30 protein-coding genes and 1 tRNA gene are annotated in these 17,579 nt (G+C 31.4%); 22 read left to right on the top strand and 9 right to left on the bottom strand.

Going from position 1 to position 17,579, the window contains the following annotated elements; genetic code table 11:
* Window positions 1-13: 13 nt before the first annotated feature.
* The 5 genes from SYN6308_RS06515 to SYN6308_RS06495 all read left to right on the top strand — a co-directional run bounded on the left by SYN6308_RS06515 (window position 14) and on the right by SYN6308_RS06495 (window position 3,986).
* Window positions 14-787, top strand: a complete 774-nt coding sequence (locus tag SYN6308_RS06515) for a type II restriction enzyme (protein ID WP_017293634.1) — start codon at window positions 14-16, stop codon at window positions 785-787.
* Between the two features lie 276 nt (window positions 788-1,063).
* Entirely contained in the window at window positions 1,064-2,365 is a 1,302-nt protein-coding gene (locus tag SYN6308_RS06510; RefSeq protein ID WP_017293633.1) for an AAA family ATPase, read from the top strand.
* 5 nt (window positions 2,366-2,370) lie between these two features.
* On the top strand, window positions 2,371-3,036 hold the full coding sequence (locus tag SYN6308_RS21920) for an RloB family protein (protein WP_017293632.1): 666 nt from the start codon (window positions 2,371-2,373) through the stop codon (window positions 3,034-3,036).
* Between the two features lie 231 nt (window positions 3,037-3,267).
* Complete coding sequence (locus SYN6308_RS06500) at window positions 3,268-3,798, top strand: hypothetical protein (protein ID WP_017293631.1); 531 nt, start codon at window positions 3,268-3,270, stop codon at window positions 3,796-3,798.
* The gene (locus tag SYN6308_RS06495) at window positions 3,795-3,986 is read left to right on the top strand and encodes a hypothetical protein (RefSeq protein WP_026101953.1); all 192 of its coding nucleotides are present in this window, start codon (window positions 3,795-3,797) and stop codon (window positions 3,984-3,986) included. Before SYN6308_RS06500 ends, SYN6308_RS06495 begins: the two co-directional genes overlap by 4 nt.
* A gap of 149 nt (window positions 3,987-4,135) precedes the next feature.
* Here the strand turns inward: SYN6308_RS06495 and SYN6308_RS06490 are convergent, their stop codons facing one another.
* Window positions 4,136-4,420 carry a type II toxin-antitoxin system RelE family toxin gene (locus tag SYN6308_RS06490; RefSeq protein WP_017293629.1) on the bottom strand — a complete coding sequence of 95 codons (285 nt, stop codon included), beginning with the start codon at window positions 4,418-4,420 and terminating at the stop codon, window positions 4,136-4,138.
* Window positions 4,395-4,625, bottom strand: coding sequence for a hypothetical protein (locus tag SYN6308_RS06485; RefSeq protein ID WP_017293628.1), 231 nt, complete (start codon window positions 4,623-4,625; stop codon window positions 4,395-4,397). The genes SYN6308_RS06490 and SYN6308_RS06485 overlap by 26 nt, the downstream gene beginning before the upstream one ends.
* Before the next feature lie 324 nt (window positions 4,626-4,949).
* Here SYN6308_RS06485 and SYN6308_RS25445 point away from each other — a divergent pair, with 324 nt between their 5' ends.
* The 9 genes from SYN6308_RS25445 to SYN6308_RS06445 all read left to right on the top strand — a co-directional run bounded on the left by SYN6308_RS25445 (window position 4,950) and on the right by SYN6308_RS06445 (window position 7,499).
* Complete coding sequence (locus tag SYN6308_RS25445; protein ID WP_272943057.1) at window positions 4,950-5,111, top strand: type II toxin-antitoxin system HicA family toxin; 162 nt, start codon at window positions 4,950-4,952, stop codon at window positions 5,109-5,111.
* Between the two features lie 2 nt (window positions 5,112-5,113).
* Complete coding sequence (locus SYN6308_RS06480) at window positions 5,114-5,332, top strand: type II toxin-antitoxin system HicB family antitoxin (protein WP_017293627.1); 219 nt, start codon at window positions 5,114-5,116, stop codon at window positions 5,330-5,332.
* 53 nt (window positions 5,333-5,385) lie between these two features.
* On the top strand, window positions 5,386-5,586 hold the full coding sequence (locus SYN6308_RS06475) for a hypothetical protein (protein WP_017293626.1): 201 nt from the start codon (window positions 5,386-5,388) through the stop codon (window positions 5,584-5,586).
* Window positions 5,576-5,929, top strand: coding sequence for a type II toxin-antitoxin system PemK/MazF family toxin (locus tag SYN6308_RS06470; RefSeq protein WP_017293625.1), 354 nt, complete (start codon window positions 5,576-5,578; stop codon window positions 5,927-5,929). Before SYN6308_RS06475 ends, SYN6308_RS06470 begins: the two co-directional genes overlap by 11 nt.
* Before the next feature lie 119 nt (window positions 5,930-6,048).
* Window positions 6,049-6,264, top strand: a complete 216-nt coding sequence (locus tag SYN6308_RS06465; RefSeq protein ID WP_017293624.1) for a hypothetical protein — start codon at window positions 6,049-6,051, stop codon at window positions 6,262-6,264.
* Entirely contained in the window at window positions 6,254-6,661 is a 408-nt protein-coding gene (locus SYN6308_RS06460; RefSeq protein ID WP_017293623.1) for a type II toxin-antitoxin system VapC family toxin, read from the top strand. Before SYN6308_RS06465 ends, SYN6308_RS06460 begins: the two co-directional genes overlap by 11 nt.
* A 45-nt stretch (window positions 6,662-6,706) precedes the next feature.
* Window positions 6,707-6,907 (top strand): type II toxin-antitoxin system Phd/YefM family antitoxin, encoded by a 201-nt coding sequence (locus SYN6308_RS06455; RefSeq protein WP_017293622.1) that lies wholly within the window; start codon window positions 6,707-6,709, stop codon window positions 6,905-6,907.
* An 81-nt stretch (window positions 6,908-6,988) separates the two neighbouring features.
* Window positions 6,989-7,174 carry a hypothetical protein gene (locus SYN6308_RS06450; protein WP_017293621.1) on the top strand — a complete coding sequence of 62 codons (186 nt, stop codon included), beginning with the start codon at window positions 6,989-6,991 and terminating at the stop codon, window positions 7,172-7,174.
* Window positions 7,158-7,499: a type II toxin-antitoxin system PemK/MazF family toxin gene (locus SYN6308_RS06445; protein ID WP_026101952.1), complete on the top strand. Its 342-nt coding sequence runs from the start codon at window positions 7,158-7,160 to the stop codon at window positions 7,497-7,499. Before SYN6308_RS06450 ends, SYN6308_RS06445 begins: the two co-directional genes overlap by 17 nt.
* Window positions 7,500-7,732: 233 nt before the next feature.
* Here the strand turns inward: SYN6308_RS06445 and SYN6308_RS06440 are convergent, their stop codons facing one another.
* Window positions 7,733-8,638 (bottom strand): S1 RNA-binding domain-containing protein, encoded by a 906-nt coding sequence (locus tag SYN6308_RS06440; RefSeq protein WP_017293619.1) that lies wholly within the window; start codon window positions 8,636-8,638, stop codon window positions 7,733-7,735.
* A gap of 158 nt (window positions 8,639-8,796) precedes the next feature.
* Between SYN6308_RS06440 and SYN6308_RS06435 the strand changes: the two genes are divergently transcribed.
* The 6 genes from SYN6308_RS06435 to SYN6308_RS06415 all read left to right on the top strand — a co-directional run bounded on the left by SYN6308_RS06435 (window position 8,797) and on the right by SYN6308_RS06415 (window position 13,558).
* A tRNA-Leu gene (locus tag SYN6308_RS06435) sits at window positions 8,797-8,877 on the top strand.
* Between the two features lie 71 nt (window positions 8,878-8,948).
* Entirely contained in the window at window positions 8,949-9,023 is a 75-nt protein-coding gene (locus SYN6308_RS25985) for a hypothetical protein (RefSeq protein WP_390091428.1), read from the top strand.
* Window positions 9,024-9,058: 35 nt separating this feature from the next.
* A complete protein-coding gene (locus tag SYN6308_RS06430) occupies window positions 9,059-9,535 on the top strand; it encodes a DUF1499 domain-containing protein (protein ID WP_017293618.1) in 477 nt (158 codons plus the stop codon).
* A 77-nt stretch (window positions 9,536-9,612) separates the two neighbouring features.
* The gene (locus tag SYN6308_RS06425) at window positions 9,613-9,960 is read left to right on the top strand and encodes a DUF1622 domain-containing protein (RefSeq protein WP_017293617.1); all 348 of its coding nucleotides are present in this window, start codon (window positions 9,613-9,615) and stop codon (window positions 9,958-9,960) included.
* A 378-nt stretch (window positions 9,961-10,338) separates the two neighbouring features.
* Window positions 10,339-11,268 carry a glycosyltransferase family 2 protein gene (locus SYN6308_RS06420; RefSeq protein ID WP_017293616.1) on the top strand — a complete coding sequence of 310 codons (930 nt, stop codon included), beginning with the start codon at window positions 10,339-10,341 and terminating at the stop codon, window positions 11,266-11,268.
* Between the two features lie 115 nt (window positions 11,269-11,383).
* On the top strand, window positions 11,384-13,558 hold the full coding sequence (locus tag SYN6308_RS06415; protein ID WP_017293615.1) for a hypothetical protein: 2,175 nt from the start codon (window positions 11,384-11,386) through the stop codon (window positions 13,556-13,558).
* 56 nt (window positions 13,559-13,614) lie between these two features.
* On the opposite strand, the gene SYN6308_RS06410 is transcribed toward SYN6308_RS06415, so the two are convergent.
* A complete protein-coding gene (locus SYN6308_RS06410; protein ID WP_017293614.1) occupies window positions 13,615-14,037 on the bottom strand; it encodes an ATP-binding protein in 423 nt (140 codons plus the stop codon).
* Between the two features lie 71 nt (window positions 14,038-14,108).
* Here SYN6308_RS06410 and SYN6308_RS06405 point away from each other — a divergent pair, with 71 nt between their 5' ends.
* Window positions 14,109-15,011 carry an alpha/beta fold hydrolase gene (locus SYN6308_RS06405; protein WP_017293613.1) on the top strand — a complete coding sequence of 301 codons (903 nt, stop codon included), beginning with the start codon at window positions 14,109-14,111 and terminating at the stop codon, window positions 15,009-15,011.
* Window positions 15,012-15,093: 82 nt separating this feature from the next.
* Here the strand turns inward: SYN6308_RS06405 and ppk2 are convergent, their stop codons facing one another.
* The 3 genes from ppk2 to SYN6308_RS06390 form a co-directional block, all read right to left on the bottom strand.
* On the bottom strand, window positions 15,094-16,023 hold the full coding sequence (gene ppk2 / locus SYN6308_RS06400; RefSeq protein WP_017293612.1) for a polyphosphate kinase 2: 930 nt from the start codon (window positions 16,021-16,023) through the stop codon (window positions 15,094-15,096).
* A 345-nt stretch (window positions 16,024-16,368) separates the two neighbouring features.
* Complete coding sequence (locus SYN6308_RS25980) at window positions 16,369-16,500, bottom strand: type II toxin-antitoxin system HicA family toxin (protein WP_017293611.1); 132 nt, start codon at window positions 16,498-16,500, stop codon at window positions 16,369-16,371.
* The gene (locus SYN6308_RS06390; RefSeq protein WP_017293610.1) at window positions 16,501-16,707 is read right to left on the bottom strand and encodes a type II toxin-antitoxin system HicB family antitoxin; all 207 of its coding nucleotides are present in this window, start codon (window positions 16,705-16,707) and stop codon (window positions 16,501-16,503) included.
* Window positions 16,708-16,800: 93 nt separating this feature from the next.
* Between SYN6308_RS06390 and SYN6308_RS06385 the strand changes: the two genes are divergently transcribed.
* Window positions 16,801-17,022 carry a hypothetical protein gene (locus SYN6308_RS06385; RefSeq protein ID WP_017293609.1) on the top strand — a complete coding sequence of 74 codons (222 nt, stop codon included), beginning with the start codon at window positions 16,801-16,803 and terminating at the stop codon, window positions 17,020-17,022.
* Window positions 17,023-17,043: 21 nt separating this feature from the next.
* Here SYN6308_RS06385 and SYN6308_RS06380 read toward each other — a convergent pair whose 3' ends face one another.
* Both SYN6308_RS06380 and SYN6308_RS06375 read right to left on the bottom strand, forming a co-directional pair.
* Window positions 17,044-17,307: a type II toxin-antitoxin system RelE family toxin gene (locus tag SYN6308_RS06380; RefSeq protein WP_017293608.1), complete on the bottom strand. Its 264-nt coding sequence runs from the start codon at window positions 17,305-17,307 to the stop codon at window positions 17,044-17,046.
* On the bottom strand, window positions 17,300-17,491 hold the full coding sequence (locus SYN6308_RS06375; RefSeq protein ID WP_017293607.1) for a hypothetical protein: 192 nt from the start codon (window positions 17,489-17,491) through the stop codon (window positions 17,300-17,302). Before SYN6308_RS06375 ends, SYN6308_RS06380 begins: the two co-directional genes overlap by 8 nt.
* Window positions 17,492-17,579: the final 88 nt, after the last annotated feature.

The raw sequence follows: 17,579 nt of genomic DNA, 5'->3' as shown, positions 1-17,579 counted from the left end.
ATAATATAATCTTATGACTGAACAAGACATTACATCAAAAACTAAAGCATGGAAGGCTATTTTTGATAAATATAATATCTATAATCATGATTTTTCCTTGCCTTATTTTATAAGTGCAAAAAATATCAAATCAGCTACTAAACATTTTGATAAAACCGCAGAAAAAGAGGTGAGAATTATTTGTAAACAAGATACTAGAGAAAGTCGTCCAGATATATTTAAAGAATTAGGATTATTTTTATTACCTGTCAAAAATGGCGAATATGCTATTTTAAAAGGAGAGGGATATATCGATATACCATTAATTAAGGACACTCCAAAAACTTATAAATCTAGTCTTAATTTTAAGTTAGATACTTCTTTAATAGGGGATTCTGAAATGCAACATTTAGATTATGCTTATGCTTCTAGTTTAATTCGTCATTTTATGAAGGATGATAGTTTAGTTTTAACTATTAGAGGCAGAAAATATACTCCTAAATTTGAAATGATAGTTAATAATAATAAGTTAACTATTGAAAGTGTACAAACTGAAGTTGATGCAGGATACGAGGGTGAAAAACAGGTAGTTTTAATAGAAGCAAAAAACATTAAAACGGATAATGTCATTATTAGACAACTTTATTTTCCTTTTCGTCAATGGCAATCACATACGAATAAAAAAGTAATAACTTTATTTTTTTCTAAGTCTAATAATATTTATTCTATTTGGAAATTTGAGTTTAAAAACCCTGAAAATTATAATAGTATTTTCTTAACAGATTCGGCAAAGTTTGTTATTACATAATTGAGTGAGTTAAGTTTAACAAATGCTTAATTTATCATAATTCTTACTTAAGAAGAGGATCGATCAAATCTTTTCGGTTGGGGAGGTGCGATCGACTTTTGACAATAATTTACTATTTTAAGTATATCAAGGGCATGAACAGGGGTTTTGTATCAACTCTATCAAGGTTCGATCGATTTATCTCCTAAAGTTTACCAGAATAATTGCAAAATTTCCTCATAGTATCTTAAGATTTATCTATTCAATTCAATCATTAAAGGTGAACAGAAGAAAATCATGCTTATAGAATTTCAGGTAGGGAACTTTCTCTCTTTTAAGGATGTAGTCACCTTTAGCATGGTTGCCTCTGATATTGATAGCCAAGATGAAGAATTAGATAATAATAATATATTTTCAGTTAATGAAGAATTAAAATTACTAAAAACTAATGCCGTTTATGGTGCGAATGGTAGTGGAAAAAGCAATTTAGCTAAGGCGATAGGATTCATGAAATATCTAGTAATTAATTCTGCGAAAATGCAAATTACTGATCCTATTCTAGTTGAACCTTTTAAATTAAATACAGAAACAGAAAATAAACCTTCTTTTTTTCAAATTGTATTTTACTTTTATGACAGAATCTATCGATATGGATTTGAGGTTTCTTCAAAAGCAGTTGTAAAAGAATGGCTTTATCATAGTATTGGCGAAAAAGAATATAGATTGTTTGAAAGACAAAATCAGAAATTTATTTTTATTAGTAAAAAGTCATTTAAAGAGGGAGAAAAGCTCAAAGAACAAACAAAAGTTAATTCTCTTTTTTTATCTGTTTGTTCACAATTTAATGGAAAAATATCTAGGTTTATTGTGATCTGGTTTAGTAATTTACTTGTTATTTCTGGTTTAGGAATTTATGACAGACTTCATAGACAAAATGCCTTAGAAATTTTAGATGATCCTCTTTTTAGAGATAGTAGTCTAAAATTAATTCAAAACTTTGATTTTTCTATAGAACAATTTATCATAAATAAAGACAAAATAGACTCAGATATATTGCCTTCTGATTTGCCAGAAGAATTCAAATCTTTATTATTAAAATCTACAAAAAAATCTGAGTTAATAACATTCCATAAAAAGTATAATACAAATAATGAAGTTGTGGGAATGGTAGATTTTAATTTAGAAGAAAATGAATCTGAAGGTACGAAAAAAATGTTTTATTTTATTCCTATTTTTTTAAAGGCTTTACTATATGGACAAATTTTAGTTATTGATGAATTAGATACGAGATTACATCCTTGGATTACTCATAAATTGGTTCAGTTATTTAATTCTAATGAGCATAATCATCAAAACTCACAATTAATTTTTATGACTCATGATACTAATTTATTGAATCGAAAACTATTTGGAGGACAATTATTAAGAAGGGATCAAATTTGGTTTACTGAGAAAAATAATCAGGGTGCAACAGATTTATATTCTTTGGCGGAATATGATATTTCTGAAGATGCTCCTTTTGAATCAGATTATATTAAAGGGAGATATGGTGCAATTCCTTTTATTGGAAATTTTCAACGATTATTAAAAAATAAATAGATAAAATGCCTCAAAATAAATATTCTCGCAAAAATATTAATAAAAGAAAACCAAATAAAACATTTTTAATTATTTGTGAGGGAGAAACTGAAAAAAAATATTTTGACATTTTTAAAACATTCGCCAGTGATAAAAATATTTTAATAGAGGTAAAATTAGGAAATAAAAAGTCGGGAGCAGTCGGAATAACCGTTGTCAAAACTGCGATCGATTTAAAGGATGAATATTATAATGATGATGAGGTTTGGTGTGTTTTCGATCGAGATGCTAAAAAAGAAAATAATAACCAACAAAATTTTAATCAGGCGATCGAATTTGCTTACAATAATCAAATAAATTTAGCGATTTCTAATGATGCTTTTGAGCTTTGGTTTTTGCTTCACTATGAATATTATTGCAGTGAGACTCATAGAAGTAATCTTAATAAATTATTAACGGATAGATTAGGGAAGAAATATGAAAAAAATGATGATATTTATAATCAACTAGAAGATAAACAAGAAAATGCTATCAAAAATGCTAAAAAATTATGGTTCAGTCATTGTAAAGAAAAGGAGTATGATTCAGATAATTTATCTGTATATGAGCAAAACAAAATACATAATATGAATCCTTCTACAACAGTTTATCAATTAGTAGAGAAATTAAGAGAGGTGATTGGTATAAAATAAGATTTTAATTAATTGTTTTTTTAGTGTGGATGGTATGTTTCTAACCAAGTCATAGTATTTATGCTTATTTTTTCCAATAATTTACTATTTTAAGCATATCAAGGGCATGAACAGAGGTTTTGTATCAAGTCTATCAAGAAGATTAAAGTCATTAAAAGAAGAAATTAAATGACTTTATATAAAGTGTGCTATCATAAAAGATAAAGTGCAACTTAATAGATAATATGTATTATGTTTAAAATAATTGCTTTTGTGGTTAAAATAAATGGTCTGTTTCATACCATACTTGTTTTTTCAATCATACTTTTTTCAACTCCTACACTAGCACAATCCTATAGTGAATTTAATGTTGTTCATGATTCGCATAGTAATTTTCTCAAAAATACAAAACCAAAACCTCAAGAGAAAAACAAAACTTACACATTAACAGGTCAGTTAACATTGATTGATAGTAAAATAGAACATGAGGATAATTCTTGTCGAGGAAAGGGTGGTTATGGTGATTTAAGTTTTACCACTAGAATAACTATCTATGATGGTAAGCAAAATATAATAGCAATGGGACAAGCTATTGGAAAAAATAATCGTAATCATGAAAATTGGAGGGTTCAATGTATTTTTAATTTGACAGTTGAAAATATTCCTAAAGTTGATTTTTACATTATTGAAATAGGGCGTAGAAAAATACAATATTCTTTTCAAGAATTGGAAGATATGAAATGGAATTTAGATTTATCTTTATACTCAGATTACAATTTTTGATAAAGTTAAAATTATGTAAGATAATTTGGAAAGAATTTCCAGTTTTACCCTATGAAGAATTTGTCAAAATTCAAGATTTATTAGAAGATTTAGAAGATTTAGAAGATTTAAGACAAGCTAAAAAAGAAGAAGAAAATAGTCCTTCAATTCCTCTAAGTGAAGTCAAAAAAATGCTTAATTTGTCATAATTTTTGCTTGATTAAGAGGTGCGATCGTTTGTAGTGATGGCTTTAGCCATAATTAGCCCTAAAGGGCTTACTACGAACTGAAGATCGATCGAATTTTTGAAGTGTAGAAGGTTCGATCACTTATTAAACTTTTATTTTGAAACAGAGTCTTAATCATAGATTTTACTTCGGTGAGCAATTAAGATAATGGTAACTATATTTTCATTATCATCAATTTCATATACTACCCGATAATCCCCCACCCGATAACGATAATAACCAGATAGTATGCCCTTCAGAGGTTTAATATTGGGATAATTACGGGGGGTTACTTTTAATATATCAAAACAACGATCTAATTTTTTTTGCAAAGAAACAGAAGAAGACTCAAAGAATTTTTGTGCCTCAATTTCAATAGTAACAGTGTAATTAATATTTTCGTTTGAGTTGGTCAACAGAAATCACCTTTCCTTGTTCAATGTTTTTTTTAGCTTTTTCAAAAGACTCTTGAAAACCAGTAATTTTTAGCAATTCTTCAGTGGCATCTCCACATTCTTTTTCGGCTAAATAAGCAAGAAAATCTGCCGCCACTAATAATTTTTCTTCTGGTAATTGTTCAATAGATTCTTGAATTTGAGTACGCAATTCTAGTGCATTCATAAACAATTAGGTCTTATAAATTTAATTATTAATCATAACATAATTTTTGCTTGATTAAAAGGTACGGGCACGCAGCGTGCCTTTGGCATCATTTGTAGTTGTGGCTTTAGGCATAATTAGCCCTCTCCGTGCTTACGGGTTGAATAATATTCAACCCCTACGAACTTAAGTTCGATCGAATTTTTGGAGTGTAGAAGGTTCGATCGAACCTAATTTATTATACTAATACAATATAGAAATCAAAAAATATTTTTAAGAATGGGGAAAAAATAAAAACTACTTGATAAACTTAAAAATAGCCCCAATAACGTCACTTTTAGCGATATTAGTAAACTGTTAGAATTAGAAGGATTTATTCTCGATCGAATTACGGGAAGTCATCATATTTTTGTAAAAGATGACATTGTTTTTGTTATCCCAGTCCATCGTAATCGAGTAAAATCAGTATATGTTAAAAAAGTAATAGAATTAATTGAGGGAAAGTAAAAATGAATTATCCAATGGTTATTTATCCTTGTGCAGAAGGCGGATTTGTGGCAGAAATACCTTGTTTAAAAGGATGTCTCGCCCAAGGAGAAACATTACAAGAAACATTAGAAGAATTGATAATTGTTAGGGATTTATGGTTAGAAACTGCACGGAAAAAAGGGACTAATTTACCTGATAAAAAATTCGCAATTTCTCAAGTTAAAGCATTAAGTTTATAACTTAAGCATCGAGCTTATAATAAAAGATAAATCATAATAAAGAGGATGTAATTATGAAAAATAGTACGATCGTTAATAAGAATCAAAATAATAAAAAAATTTATTCCATTAAAGAATTAGTAAAACTTTCTCTTGAAGAAAGAGCTAAGATTTTAAGCCCTATAATTAATCAAATTGCAGAAGATGTAAATAATGATCCTGAATTTAATCTTTTCTCTCATTTAGACGGAGAAGGTATTGAAAATGACGATTAATCCTCAAAAAGGGGAAATTTGGCAGGTTAATTTAGATCCGACTATTGGGCAAGAAATCAAGAAAATACGCCCTGTTGTTGTTATTATTTCAAATATTTATAATCCTATTGCTTTAAGAATTATTATCACCATTACTACTTGGCAAGATAAGTTTCTCGATCGTCCTTTTATGATAAAAATAAGTCAAGATGAAAATAATGGATTAGTTCAAGATTCTGGGGGAAATGTTTTACAAATTAGAAGTATATCAACCCAAAGATTTATGAAAAAAATTGGTATTATTTCTCATGAAATTATGAGTGATATATTAGCTTCGCTTATGATTAGTGTTGATTATTTCTAAATTTACAACGATTCGATCGCATCTTTTCGGTTTATAAGGTTCGATCGAGCTTTACAACTTTTCGATCGAGCTTTAATAGTTTAGAATGATGAGAGAATCTCTATTCAGGGTAAATAGTTATGGTAACAAAACAAAAAATTCAAGAAAAATTAGATAATTTAACGCCCGAACAACTTAACCAAGTTTATGGAATTATAGAAGAATTAAGTAATCTTGAAAATGTTGAAAAAAAGCCTAGTTTGATGGCTAAATTGCAGAAAATTTCTATTGATGCACCTGAAGATTTTTCTGTTAAACTTGCTACTCGTTTTGGGAGAGATGTGAGTGAGGACTAAAATTTTTATTGATACTTGGTTTATTGTTGCTTTAATTAATAAACGAGATCAATATCATCAAAAAGCGTTAGCCTTAGCTGAACAATTTGAAAATTATCCTTTGATTACAACGGATGCAATTTTGTTAGAAGTTGGCAATGGTTTATCAAGTAATTATAGGAATGAAGTAGCTGAATTAATAGAAGAATTTTTGACATCTGATGATGTGGAAGTTATTCGTTTAACACCTAAATTATTTGATGAAGCATTAAGGTTATTTAAAAAGCATCAAGATAAATCTTGGGGTTTAGTTGATTGTATCTCTTTTATTGTTATGAGAGAACAGAATGTGACTCAAGCATTAACATTTGATAAACATTTTATTCAAGCTGGTTTTCAGGCTTTAATGAGAGAATAATTAATATATTTATGCTTTTGATACTTTTAATAATAAAGTTAAGCAATGATCCAATTACATCCAGAATTTATAACTAAAAATGGTAATAAAGAATTTGCAGTTTTGCCTTATGAAGAATTTACCAAAATTCAAGAATTATTAGAAGATTTAGAAGATTTGCAAGATTTAAGAAAAGCTAAAAAAGAAGAAGAAAATAGTCCTTCAATTCCCTTAAGGGAAGTCAAACAAATGCTTAATTTATCATAATTTTCGGTTTAGGAGGTTCAATCGAGCTTATGATAGAAAATCAATTATAATCAAAAAAGTTATAGTAATGAGGTTTTAAATATGACGACAAAATTAGCAGAAATTAAAGAAATGATTTTTCAACTTCCTCCAGAAGAAATAAATCAATTAATTAGAGAAATTAATGAAACAATATCCACAAAAGATTTTATGAAATTAGCTGAAACAGGATTTCAAGAGTGGAATGCTCCAGAGGAGGATATTTATAGTAATGATGCCGAAAATTAGAGAAATCTGGTTAGTTTCTTTTCCTTTTAGTGATTTAACAGCTACAAAACTTCGTCCTGCTTTAGCCGTTGCCAACCATAAAGAAGAAGTAATTATTTTAGGGATATTCTCAAAAATACCTAATGAAAACTTACGAGAAACTTGGGTGTTAATTTCTGAAAATGATCTAGAATTTAAAGAAACAGGATTGAAAAAAACGTCTTTAATTAGAGCCGATAAAATAGCAACTATTAGTAAGTTTATTTTTCAAAAAAAGTTAGGTATTTTATCCTCTGATTTGATGGAAAAAGTTAATTTAGCTTTGAAGAAATCTCTTAATTTATAAAGTATATATCGATCGCATCTTTATCGGTTTAGGAGGTTCGATCAAATTTTCTCAAAATGAGTAGATTCGATCAATTTGATATTATTGACTCTTATGATGGACTTTTAATTTTTCTTAAATTGTCCTTTATTCTCGCTATCAAAATAGGAAGAATTAAGTATATTTTTTTGAATAGTTATTTGCTACTAATTCTTCCGAAAATTTATTCCTTATTCTACAATGACAGATAAATTCTAACCTGCTGATTTTGCCTGTTTTTCAGCCAATCTGGCTTCGGCGGTTTCCATGACTAAATCTTTTTTCTCGATAAATTCTCCCGGATAAGTTTCCAGCACTTTTGTTGTCAGAGAAATTCGGTTTTTGATTTCGTCAATTTCTAACACTACTACTTTGATTTCTTCGCCAATTTTAAATATATTACTTAAAGAGCTAATTTGTCCTTCACTAATTTGTTTTATATGCAACAATCCAGCTACACCGCCAAAGTCCACAAATAATCCATAAGGTTGAATTTTGACAATTTTACCTTGCACTAATTCACCTTGTTGTAAGTTCTGCATCGCACTCGATCGAGCAATATTTCTTTGAGTCAAAACAATTTTATTCTGAGGTCGATCGATTTGCAGTACATTAGCCTTGAGAGATTGATCAATTAACTTCTCAAAATCATCTTTTTCAATTAAGTGCGATCGAGGTATAAAAGCCTTCAACCCATCTATTTGTCCGATAACACCACCTCGGTTAACTCCCGTTACCAACATTTCCACCACTTTCCCTTTTTCCTGAATCTCTACCAAATTATCCCAAGCCTGTTCAATAAAAAGCTGACGACGGGATAATTTCACTTGCCCTTCAGAATCTTGCTCTTTAATAATCAAAAATTCAAATTCTTCTTGGAGGGGTAAAACATCCGCTATATTAGAAACATTTTGCCACGAGGCTTCACTGAGAGGAACAAACCCCGGAGACTTACCGCCAATATCAACATAAACACCACTAGAATCATATTGAAATACTTTGCCCTTGACAATATCACCTTTACTAAAATGATAATCATATTGTTCTTGTTCTAAGGCTTGAGCAAAATCATCCATTGAAAAAGGAGTTTTTTGTTGGGAGGAGTTAGAATTAGCGGTCATAATTAATTAATAAAAAAGTCACTTAGTTCTCATTATAGTAGCTTATGCCTGATGCGATCGAAAAATTATTACAAAACTTTTTGTAATCTTAACTCCTTGTTATTTGACCATAGTTGAATTATTTGACAAAGAATGTTATCATAGTATCTGCACATTAAGCGGACGTGGCGGAATTGGTAGACGCGCTAGATTTAGGTTCTAGTATCTTTGATGTGAGAGTTCGAGTCTCTCCGTCCGCATTCTCTATAGCATAGTCGTTTTAAAAACTGTACTTGTAACAAATTACTTATAATCAGTATTTGGCAATAATATCTTCAGTTTTGAAGACATCTTCGGTGGCAATGATAACAATTTTAATGATATTTTATTACCAGTAACTTATTGACATTTGTAGCAAAATTTAAAATAAAATCAGTTTTTATGGTATCAATTATCTCCATTTTTAGCTCTTTAATTATCTCTTTTTCAGGATTGTTTTTTCCTTTGGGTGCAATTTTTCATTTTGAAGGACAAACACCGAACAACTTAGGTGTAGTTAACAGTCAATTAGCTTCTTGTCCTCCTTCTCCTAATTGTGTTGTGAGTCAGGATGCTGATTCTAGTCATTATATCAAACCTTTGACTTATCAGCTCGATCGAACTCAAGCCTACGATAGTTTTCTGAAAATATTATCAGTTGTACCTGATACGAAAATTGTTGAACAAAAAGACAATTATATTCGTACAGAATCTCGAAGTAAAATCATGGGTTTTGTGGATGATGCCGAGTTTTATTTCCCTGAAGGGGAAAAAGTAATACAATGGCGATCAGCTTCTCGTTTAGGGGAATCAGATTTAGGGGTAAATCGTCGCCGTTTAGAGCAAATTCGTCTTGCTTTTGACGATTTGGTAAATTAAGCTAACCTAAGCCTAAAACTCACGGTGGAGACTTGTATTCAAAACCGTGCAGTAGAGTAACAATAATAACTTTTAACATGGAATATTTAGAACATGGATTAGCTCTTATTATTACACTCCTGAAGTTTTTACTAGAAGCCATTGCGGTTTTTTGTATTCTCTTAGGTGTATTAAAAACTGGGCTACTCGCTTATCGATCGAAATATGATCGTAGTAAAAATTTATTTAGGGAAATTCGGCTAGAATTTGGAATGTGGCTTGTACTAGCGTTAGAATTTCAGTTAGGTGCGGATATTGTTGCTACCTCCTTAAGTTCAACCTTTGATTCTTTAGGAAAATTAATAATTATTGCTCTAATCAGAACTTTTCTTAATTATTTTCTTACCAAAGAATTAGAGACTCAACAAAAGACAAAAGAAAAATAAATCACATTAACTTAAATATCTGACGTTACCGCTCCGAACGGCCGTTCGCTCCTACTATTTTCTTAGATCGAACTCAGGTTTTCAAATAAGCAGACAATAAGTCAGAAGCACTTTAAAATATAAATATGACTTTTTGCCTCATGAGCGTGAGAAAAAAAGACCTGAAGAAGTAATTATAGAAAAAATAGGTTGGGTTACAGCCGAATTAACGTCTGTGGACAGTATCAAGCCGACTTGACTGGTAGAAGCAGAAAGTAAACGCTATAGTGAGTAACTATAGATAAGTTTTATATAACAGAACATAAATTGATAGCGAAGAAAGAAGTTTTTAGGTTATGATGCGTAAATTCTGAACTATTTACTCTCAGGAGTTTATTTGTGTTTTTTAGCGTTGTTATTCCTACCTATAACCGTTTGCCAATCCTGCAAAAATGTCTTCTTGCTTTAGAAAATCAAGAGTTTGATCAAAATATCATTACTGATTATGAAATTATTGTAGTGGACGATGGCTCGATCGATCAAACAATACCATGGATAACCGAAGAAAAAGCCTCATTAGCCCATGTTAAAGTTTTAACTCAAAATCACAAGGGAGCAGGTTCAGCTCGTAATTTAGGAGTAGAAAATGCCGTCGGAGATTGGATTATTTTCATCGATAGCGACTTAATTGTAACACCTGTTTTTCTTCAAGCCCATAGTCAAGCTATTATTAAAGCACAAGAGAAAGAAAATAGTGAGCGAATTTTTACCTATGGTGCGGTAATCAACACTTGCAACTTTGACAATCCTACCGCAGAACCTTACAAAATAACAGATTTTTCTTCAGCCTATTTTGCCACAGGAAATGTCGCCATTGCCAAAAAATGGTTATTAGAAGCAGGATTATTCGATACCATGTTTAATCAATACGGTTGGGAAGACTTGGAATTAGGGGTTAGATTAAAGAAATTGGGCTTAAAATTAATCAAATGCCCTGAAGCCGTAGGCTATCATTGGCATCCACCCTTTAATTTGCAACAAATACCCCAATTGATAGAAAAAGAAATCGAAAGGGGAAAAATGGGTGTATTATTTTATCAAAAACATCCTACCTATGAGGTAAGAATGATGATTCAAATGACATGGCTACATAAATTATTATGGGGGATTCTTTCTTTTGGAGGCACACTCAACGAAAACACCATGAAACCCCTATTACAGTGGTTGATAAATCAAGGAAAACCGCAACTTGCCTTAGAGATAGCGCGAATTTTTCTAAATTGGTATAACGTTAAAGGTGTCTATAGCGCTTATAATCAGACTAAGTAAAAATACTTAATTTGAGAAAATAAGATTGCGAAACAAAATTTATCCATATAATTACTGTTAGACAAAAATTAAAAAATCTCATAACAAACTTTTATAAAAATTTGGAGGAAAATTCATGGAAGCCGTTTTTGCCATTATCGGTGCGGTTATAGGTGCAGTTATCGTATTTTTTGTAAAACCGAATAAAATTGACGATGGAGTTATTGAAGAAGCGAAACAAAAAGCCTTAAGAGATGCGGAAGAAGGTTTTGAAACTCGCAAACAAGAGTTAATCGCTTCCCTTAGACAAGAGTATGAAGCCGAAACTAATCGTAAAATTGCGGAAACAGAAAAAGCCTATGAAGGGCAAATTCAAGATTACCAAGATCAACTAAGTGGCTTACAATCTGATTCTGTTAGCAGTGATGAGGTAATTAATCTTCAGAATACGATCGAGCAATTACAAGTTAGAATTAACGAATTAGAATTATCGAGTTTATCGACTTCTAGTGAGGGAGATTATAATAGTAGAGTAGCAGAATTAGAAGAACTATTAGCACAAAAAGATCAAGAATATCTCGATCGACAGGCACAACTACAAGAGTCTTTCCAAATTCAAATCGAGCAATTACAAGCGAATCATCAGTCACAAATAGAAGATTATGAGACGCAAATTGGCAATCTCCGAGAAGCCATAGCGAATATAAATATTCCACCAGAAGAAGATACTTTTACTTCTTCAGAAGTTGCTGAAGCAGCCACAATTCTGGAATTAGATGATGAATTAGAAGAAGAAACCTCCTCTTTCGATGATGGTGATTTAGAGTTTACATCGGAAGAAGACTTAACTCCCTCTTTTGAGTTAGAAGAAGAAACCCCCTCTTTCGATGATGGTGTTTTAGAGTTTACATCGGAAGAAGAATTAACTCCCTCTTTTGAGTTAGAAGAAGAATTTACATCGGAAGAAGACTTAACTCCCTCTTTTGAGTTAGAAGAAGAAACCCCCTCTTTTGATGATGGTGGTTTAGAGTTTACATCGGAAGAAGAATTAACTCCCTCTTTTGAGTTAGAAGAAGAAACCTCCTCTTTCGATGATGGTGGTTTAGAGTTTACATCGGAAGAAGAATTAACTCCCTCTTTTGAGTTAGAAGAAGAAACCCCCTCTTTTGATGATGGTGGTTTAGAGTTTACATCGGAAGAAGAATTAACTCCCTCTTTTGAGTTAGAAGAAGAAACCTCCTCTTTCGATGATGGTGGTTTAGAGTTTACATCGGAAGAAGACTTAACTCCCTCTTTTGAGTTAGAAGAAGAAACCTCCTCTTTCGATGATGGTGGTTTAGAGTTTACATCGGAAGAAGAATTAACTCCCTCTTTTGAGTTAGAAGAAGAAACCTCCTCTTTCGATGATGGTGGTTTAGAGTTTACATCGGAAGAAGAATTAACTCCCTCTTTTGAGTTAGAAGAAGAAACCTCCTCTTTCGATGATGGTGGTTTAGAGTTTACATCGGAAGAAGAATTAACTCCCTCTTTTGAGTTAGAAGAAGAAACATCCTCTTTCGATGATGGTGGTTTAGAGTTTACATCGGAAGAAGAATTAACTCCCTCTTTTGAGTTAGAAGAAGAAACCCCCTCTTTTGATGATGGTGGTTTAGAGTTTACATCGGAAGAAGAATTAACTCCCTCTTTTGAGTTAGAAGAAGAAACCCCCTCTTTTGATGATGGTGGTTTAGAGTTTACATCGGAAGAAGAATTAACTTCCTCTTTTGAGTTAGAAGAAGAATTAAACTTAAATGCTTTTGCTGAGTCTCCAATGACTGGAGAAGCTGATGTAGAAATTTTTAATGACTCGATCGAGCTAGAAGGTGACGATTTAGGAGATAATTTTAATCTGGATGCTTTTTCGCCTTCTGATGTGGAATCTGAGGTGGATATGTTTAGCGAAGCCTTAGATTTAACTGGTGATAACGAGTTAGAAGAAATATCTCATGATGATTTTAACTTAGATGTTTTTTCTGAATCGGCTTCCGCCTCGGCTTCTGTGGAATCTGATGTTGAGATTTTTGGAGAAGATTTGGATTTAGCGGATAATTCTAATGATGACTTTAACCTTGATTTAGATTTGTCAGATAACTCTGATAATGATTTGAGTTTTGATTTAGATTTGTCAGATGATGCTGAGGATGATAATGATTTAGATTTATCGGCTTTAGTTGATGATAACAGTAATGATCATGATCTCAATCTTGATTCTTTTGCCGATAGTGATGATGATGAGTTTGATTTTGATGCTTTATTGGAAGACGATAAATAAAATAATCTTTATTTTCTCTTAATTCCATTACAATGATGACGCTACTCTAATATTAATTAGGGTAGCAAATTTTTTTTGATTAATAAACAGTTTCGATCGTCTTCATGATGATCATAGCTTAACTCATCAGCAATTTTCTGTAAAATCTGAATACCCCTCCCCCCTCCGGCTAAATCGGAAGAGGGGGAAATTTTTTTGGCGATGGAAGTTAATTGAAATGGTTGCCCATAATCCCATATCCTAATATTAATTTCCTCCTGAGTCACCGATATTTCTATATCTATGGGAGTATCAGAAGGTTTATTTTTGTGGGCGTGACGCACGGCATTGGTAAAACCTTCCGCTAAAGCTAATTGACATTGTAGCCAGTCTTTCTGATTTACCCAATCTTGTTTAACTGCTTCAAACTGTCGCAATACTTCTTTTAAATCACTGACATCGGTTTTAACTTGAAAATTGACTTGCTGTGAAATATTCAACGGTAACTTAATTCCTTATAGCCTACTATTAGATTAAAGTTATTCTAGCGTAAATTTTATCTTATCAAACTATGACATTTTCATCCTCAACTCAATATTATTCTTGGAATAAATATAAATGTGCCTATACTAGCTATAATACCGATAAAATGCACGATCGAGCCATCGTCTTAATTCATCCCATCGGTGTCGGCTTATCAGGAAATTTCTGGCACAGATTTCTGCAAACACAAACTCAGTTAAACTATAATTTGCCTATTTATAATCCTGATTTATTAGGCTGTGGTAATTCAGATTTACCTCGTATTGCTTATGATCCTAAAGATTGGGCAAATCAGTTAAACTATTTTATTAATAATATTGTCAAAAAACCTGTTATTTTAGTGGTACAAGGTGCATCTTTTCCCATTGCTATTTATATGGCTTCAGGAGAGTTAAAATCTGATTTAATTGAAGGTTTAATCTTGTCAGGACCTCCAGCGTGGAATATTATGATTAATGGTGGTAATCTTCGCATTAGTGAAATTATTTGGAATCTCTTTTTTGACTCCTTTATTGGTTCATTATTTTATCAATATGCCCGTCGCCGTGAATTTATTAAATCTTTTTCCATCAAAGAGTTATTTGGTGAAGCTAAAAATGTTGATGATGAATGGTTAGATATGTTATCACAAAGTGCGATTGAGCCTAAAAGTCGTTATGCAGTATTTTCATTTTTAGCTGGTTTTTGGCGTAAAGATTATACAAAATTAATGCAAAAATTAGACCAAAAAATATTACTTTTAATGGGAGAAAAAGCCACCAGTGTTAGCAAGGAAGGTTTTAAAGAAACTCCTGATCAAAGAATAGAATTATATCAAAAAAATATCCCTAATGTACAAGGGAAAAAAATTAAAGGTAGAAATGTTTTACCCTATGAATCTTCAGAGGAATTTTTAACAGAAGTTATTAATTTTTATCAACAATTTTCTTAAAATTATCAAGGATTAAAATTAGTACATTAATTTAACTAATTTTTAAATAGAGTTTGCTGAATAAATCAGAAGTACCTGCACATCAATATTTTTGAGGAACAAAAAACTGTTCATTGAGAGGAGGGCGCACATAATTTAAAGGGGCACTCTTACGAGGAGCAAGTTCTAAAGGCTCTGGTGTCATATCGACATAGGGAATTTTACTAAGAAAATGGCTGATGCAATTGAGCCTAGCTCGTTTTTTATCATCAGCTTCCACTGTAAACCAAGGCGCTTCAGGAATATTTGTGTGGGCAAACATAGTATCTTTGGCTTGAGAATATTCCGCCCAGCGATCACGAGATTCTAAATCCATAGGGCTAAGTTTCCAACGTCTTGCTGGGTCTGTGGTGCGAGATTGAAAACGTCGCTCTTGTTCTTCATCGCTAACAGAAAACCAATATTTAAGCAGAATAATGCCCGATCGTACCAACATTTGCTCAAATTGTGGACAGGTTTTCAGAAACTCTTGGTATTGTTCATCAGTACAAAATCCCATGACGTGTTCTACACCTGCACGATTATACCAACTTCGATCGAAACAGACAATTTCACCCGCACCGGGAAGATGAGCAATATAGCGCTGAAAATACCATTGAGTCTTTTCATGATCGCTCGGTGTTCCTAAAGCCACTACCCGACATCCTCGTGGATTAAGAGGTTCAGTAATACGTTTAATAGTACCACCTTTCCCAGCAGCATCACGACCTTCAAATAAAATAACAATACGAGTACCAGTATGTTTAACCCAATATTGCATTTTCACTAATTCTATTTGCAGACGAGCCAATTCTTTTTCATAAAAACTTTTAGAAAGTTTCGAGCTACCTTCTCCTTCAGAAATATATGAATTTTGAGAATTCCTTTGTTTCGCAATCTTTTTCTTATCTTTCTTTTGCTTCTGTTTCTTCGATATATTCGCTTCAGGAGAAAGACTTTCTACGATTTTAGATGTAGAGTTATTTTTGCTCATAGTATTGTTATATAAATATTAAGTAGTTACTATTTTTTATCTTTGTGCCTAACTATACAAGTATAAAACCGAGTTGAATGTATTGAATCTAACTAAAAACCATAGAGCAAACTAGCAATAATCAAATTCTAATTCTGGAGTAGGCAAAATTAATTAAGTGTTCATTTTTATTTGATATTCTATAGTTTGTCAAATAAGCTAAAGTAGTTATTTAACATAACTTTATAGAACTTCTCATAATCTTAATCATCTATGAAAAGCCGATTTTTAGACAGACTACACAGCGACGATCGAACTTCGATATTTTAAACTTTATTAACTATTCACGGATGGAATAAGTTATTATCAGAAGAAAGTATAAATTGAACCCGATTTCGTCATAATCATGTGACTACCTTTTTGTCGTGATAATTCCCACCCTAATTTTCTAAATATTTTAACAGCATCATCCCCAGAAATTTGGGGTATTTTACCCATTTAAGCACAAATCTCTAACTCAAAATAATCAATAGTCAAGGGTAATCCCTTTTCTTGTCTGACTTCTAAGCAAAGTTCGATCGCCTCTTGTATATTAGAGATAGCTTCTTCTTTCGTTTCCCCTTGACTCAAACATCCCGGTATAATAAGACATTCCACAACATACCATCCATCTTCATCTTGATACATCGTAATAGGATATTTCATATAAACAATTTTATTGATTGACTACTGATAAACAATATATATTATCGCTCTTAAATAAGCTATTATTTGGGAAAGTTATAACCGTTGGGCATTATGAGTAAAACAGTTCAAGAAATTTATAGCGAAGTTGTCGAGATATTACCCTTAGATGAAAGATTAAGACTAGCAACGATGATATTAAATGACTTAACAAATCAAAATATTAGCTTTGTGAATTATAGTGACGCTTGGACAGATGAAGATCAATTAGATATTGTTAACTACTCTTTACAAAATATTAATGATCAAGATGAGAAATATATTAAATGGAGTTGAGAAATTGATCATTATGAGTGATTATTTTTTATAAACATCTTGGCGATGTCTAACTCTAGTAATTTTAATTAATTTCTCAGAATCATCTATCTCAAAAACCAATCGATAATCTCCCACTCTAATGCGATACAATTTATCATCTCCTTGTAATTTAATTACCCCAGATATTCGAGGATTTTCTTTTATTTTTTCCAAAACCTCCCCTATACGTTTCTGAATATTTGAGGGTAAATTTTTCAACTCTTTAGCACTTGATGATTTAAACTTAATTTGATATTCAATCATGAAAATTATTATTAATATCTAACTCTTGTTTCAAATCTTCCCAAGCAATTTCTTCTTCATCTTCTCTTTGTTTAGAAATTAAAATATCGTAAAAATCTTCCCAAACTTCTCCCCATTTTTCTAAGTCGATTAACACCGCTTTTTTTATTCCTTTTTCATCGATAACAAAATCAATTCCTTCCATAATTTATCTTACTTTCAACATTTACTCTGATTCTAACTTAAAAATTAATAAAAATCATACTAAAACGGTATCACAAATAGTCGTTATA

The organism is Geminocystis herdmanii PCC 6308 (genome assembly GCF_000332235.1).
GTDB classification, from domain to species: Bacteria; Cyanobacteriota; Cyanobacteriia; order Cyanobacteriales; family Cyanobacteriaceae; genus Geminocystis; species Geminocystis herdmanii.
Note: the sequence above shows the minus strand (reverse complement) of the source record. Positions and strands in the feature narration are given on the sequence as shown.

Bases quoted from the DNA above. Each gene is read 5' to 3' on its own strand.
- SYN6308_RS06415 (WP_017293615.1), top strand. From the start codon at position 11,384: ATGGAAGCCGTTTTTGCCATTATCGGTGCGGTTATAGGTGCAGTTATC.
- SYN6308_RS21920 (WP_017293632.1), top strand. From the start codon at position 2,371: ATGCCTCAAAATAAATATTCTCGCAAAAATATTAATAAAAGAAAACCA.
- SYN6308_RS06425 (WP_017293617.1), top strand. From the start codon at position 9,613: ATGGAATATTTAGAACATGGATTAGCTCTTATTATTACACTCCTGAAG.
- SYN6308_RS06455 (WP_017293622.1), top strand. From the start codon at position 6,707: ATGATCCAATTACATCCAGAATTTATAACTAAAAATGGTAATAAAGAA.
- SYN6308_RS06450 (WP_017293621.1), top strand. From the start codon at position 6,989: ATGACGACAAAATTAGCAGAAATTAAAGAAATGATTTTTCAACTTCCT.
- SYN6308_RS06510 (WP_017293633.1), top strand. From the start codon at position 1,064: ATGCTTATAGAATTTCAGGTAGGGAACTTTCTCTCTTTTAAGGATGTA.
- SYN6308_RS06480 (WP_017293627.1), top strand. From the start codon at position 5,114: ATGAATTATCCAATGGTTATTTATCCTTGTGCAGAAGGCGGATTTGTG.
- SYN6308_RS06470 (WP_017293625.1), top strand. From the start codon at position 5,576: ATGACGATTAATCCTCAAAAAGGGGAAATTTGGCAGGTTAATTTAGAT.
- SYN6308_RS06390 (WP_017293610.1), bottom strand. From the start codon at position 16,707: ATGAAATATCCTATTACGATGTATCAAGATGAAGATGGATGGTATGTT.
- SYN6308_RS06485 (WP_017293628.1), bottom strand. From the start codon at position 4,625: ATGAATGCACTAGAATTGCGTACTCAAATTCAAGAATCTATTGAACAA.
- SYN6308_RS06375 (WP_017293607.1), bottom strand. From the start codon at position 17,491: ATGGAAGGAATTGATTTTGTTATCGATGAAAAAGGAATAAAAAAAGCG.
- SYN6308_RS25980 (WP_017293611.1), bottom strand. From the start codon at position 16,500: ATGGGTAAAATACCCCAAATTTCTGGGGATGATGCTGTTAAAATATTT.
- SYN6308_RS06500 (WP_017293631.1), top strand. From the start codon at position 3,268: ATGTTTAAAATAATTGCTTTTGTGGTTAAAATAAATGGTCTGTTTCAT.
- SYN6308_RS06430 (WP_017293618.1), top strand. From the start codon at position 9,059: ATGGTATCAATTATCTCCATTTTTAGCTCTTTAATTATCTCTTTTTCA.
- SYN6308_RS06515 (WP_017293634.1), top strand. From the start codon at position 14: ATGACTGAACAAGACATTACATCAAAAACTAAAGCATGGAAGGCTATT.
- SYN6308_RS06380 (WP_017293608.1), bottom strand. From the start codon at position 17,307: ATGATTGAATATCAAATTAAGTTTAAATCATCAAGTGCTAAAGAGTTG.
- ppk2 (WP_017293612.1), bottom strand. From the start codon at position 16,023: ATGAGCAAAAATAACTCTACATCTAAAATCGTAGAAAGTCTTTCTCCT.
- SYN6308_RS06445 (WP_026101952.1), top strand. From the start codon at position 7,158: ATGATGCCGAAAATTAGAGAAATCTGGTTAGTTTCTTTTCCTTTTAGT.
- SYN6308_RS06440 (WP_017293619.1), bottom strand. From the start codon at position 8,638: ATGACCGCTAATTCTAACTCCTCCCAACAAAAAACTCCTTTTTCAATG.
- SYN6308_RS06475 (WP_017293626.1), top strand. From the start codon at position 5,386: ATGAAAAATAGTACGATCGTTAATAAGAATCAAAATAATAAAAAAATT.
- SYN6308_RS06385 (WP_017293609.1), top strand. From the start codon at position 16,801: ATGAGTAAAACAGTTCAAGAAATTTATAGCGAAGTTGTCGAGATATTA.
- SYN6308_RS06405 (WP_017293613.1), top strand. From the start codon at position 14,109: ATGACATTTTCATCCTCAACTCAATATTATTCTTGGAATAAATATAAA.
- SYN6308_RS06465 (WP_017293624.1), top strand. From the start codon at position 6,049: ATGGTAACAAAACAAAAAATTCAAGAAAAATTAGATAATTTAACGCCC.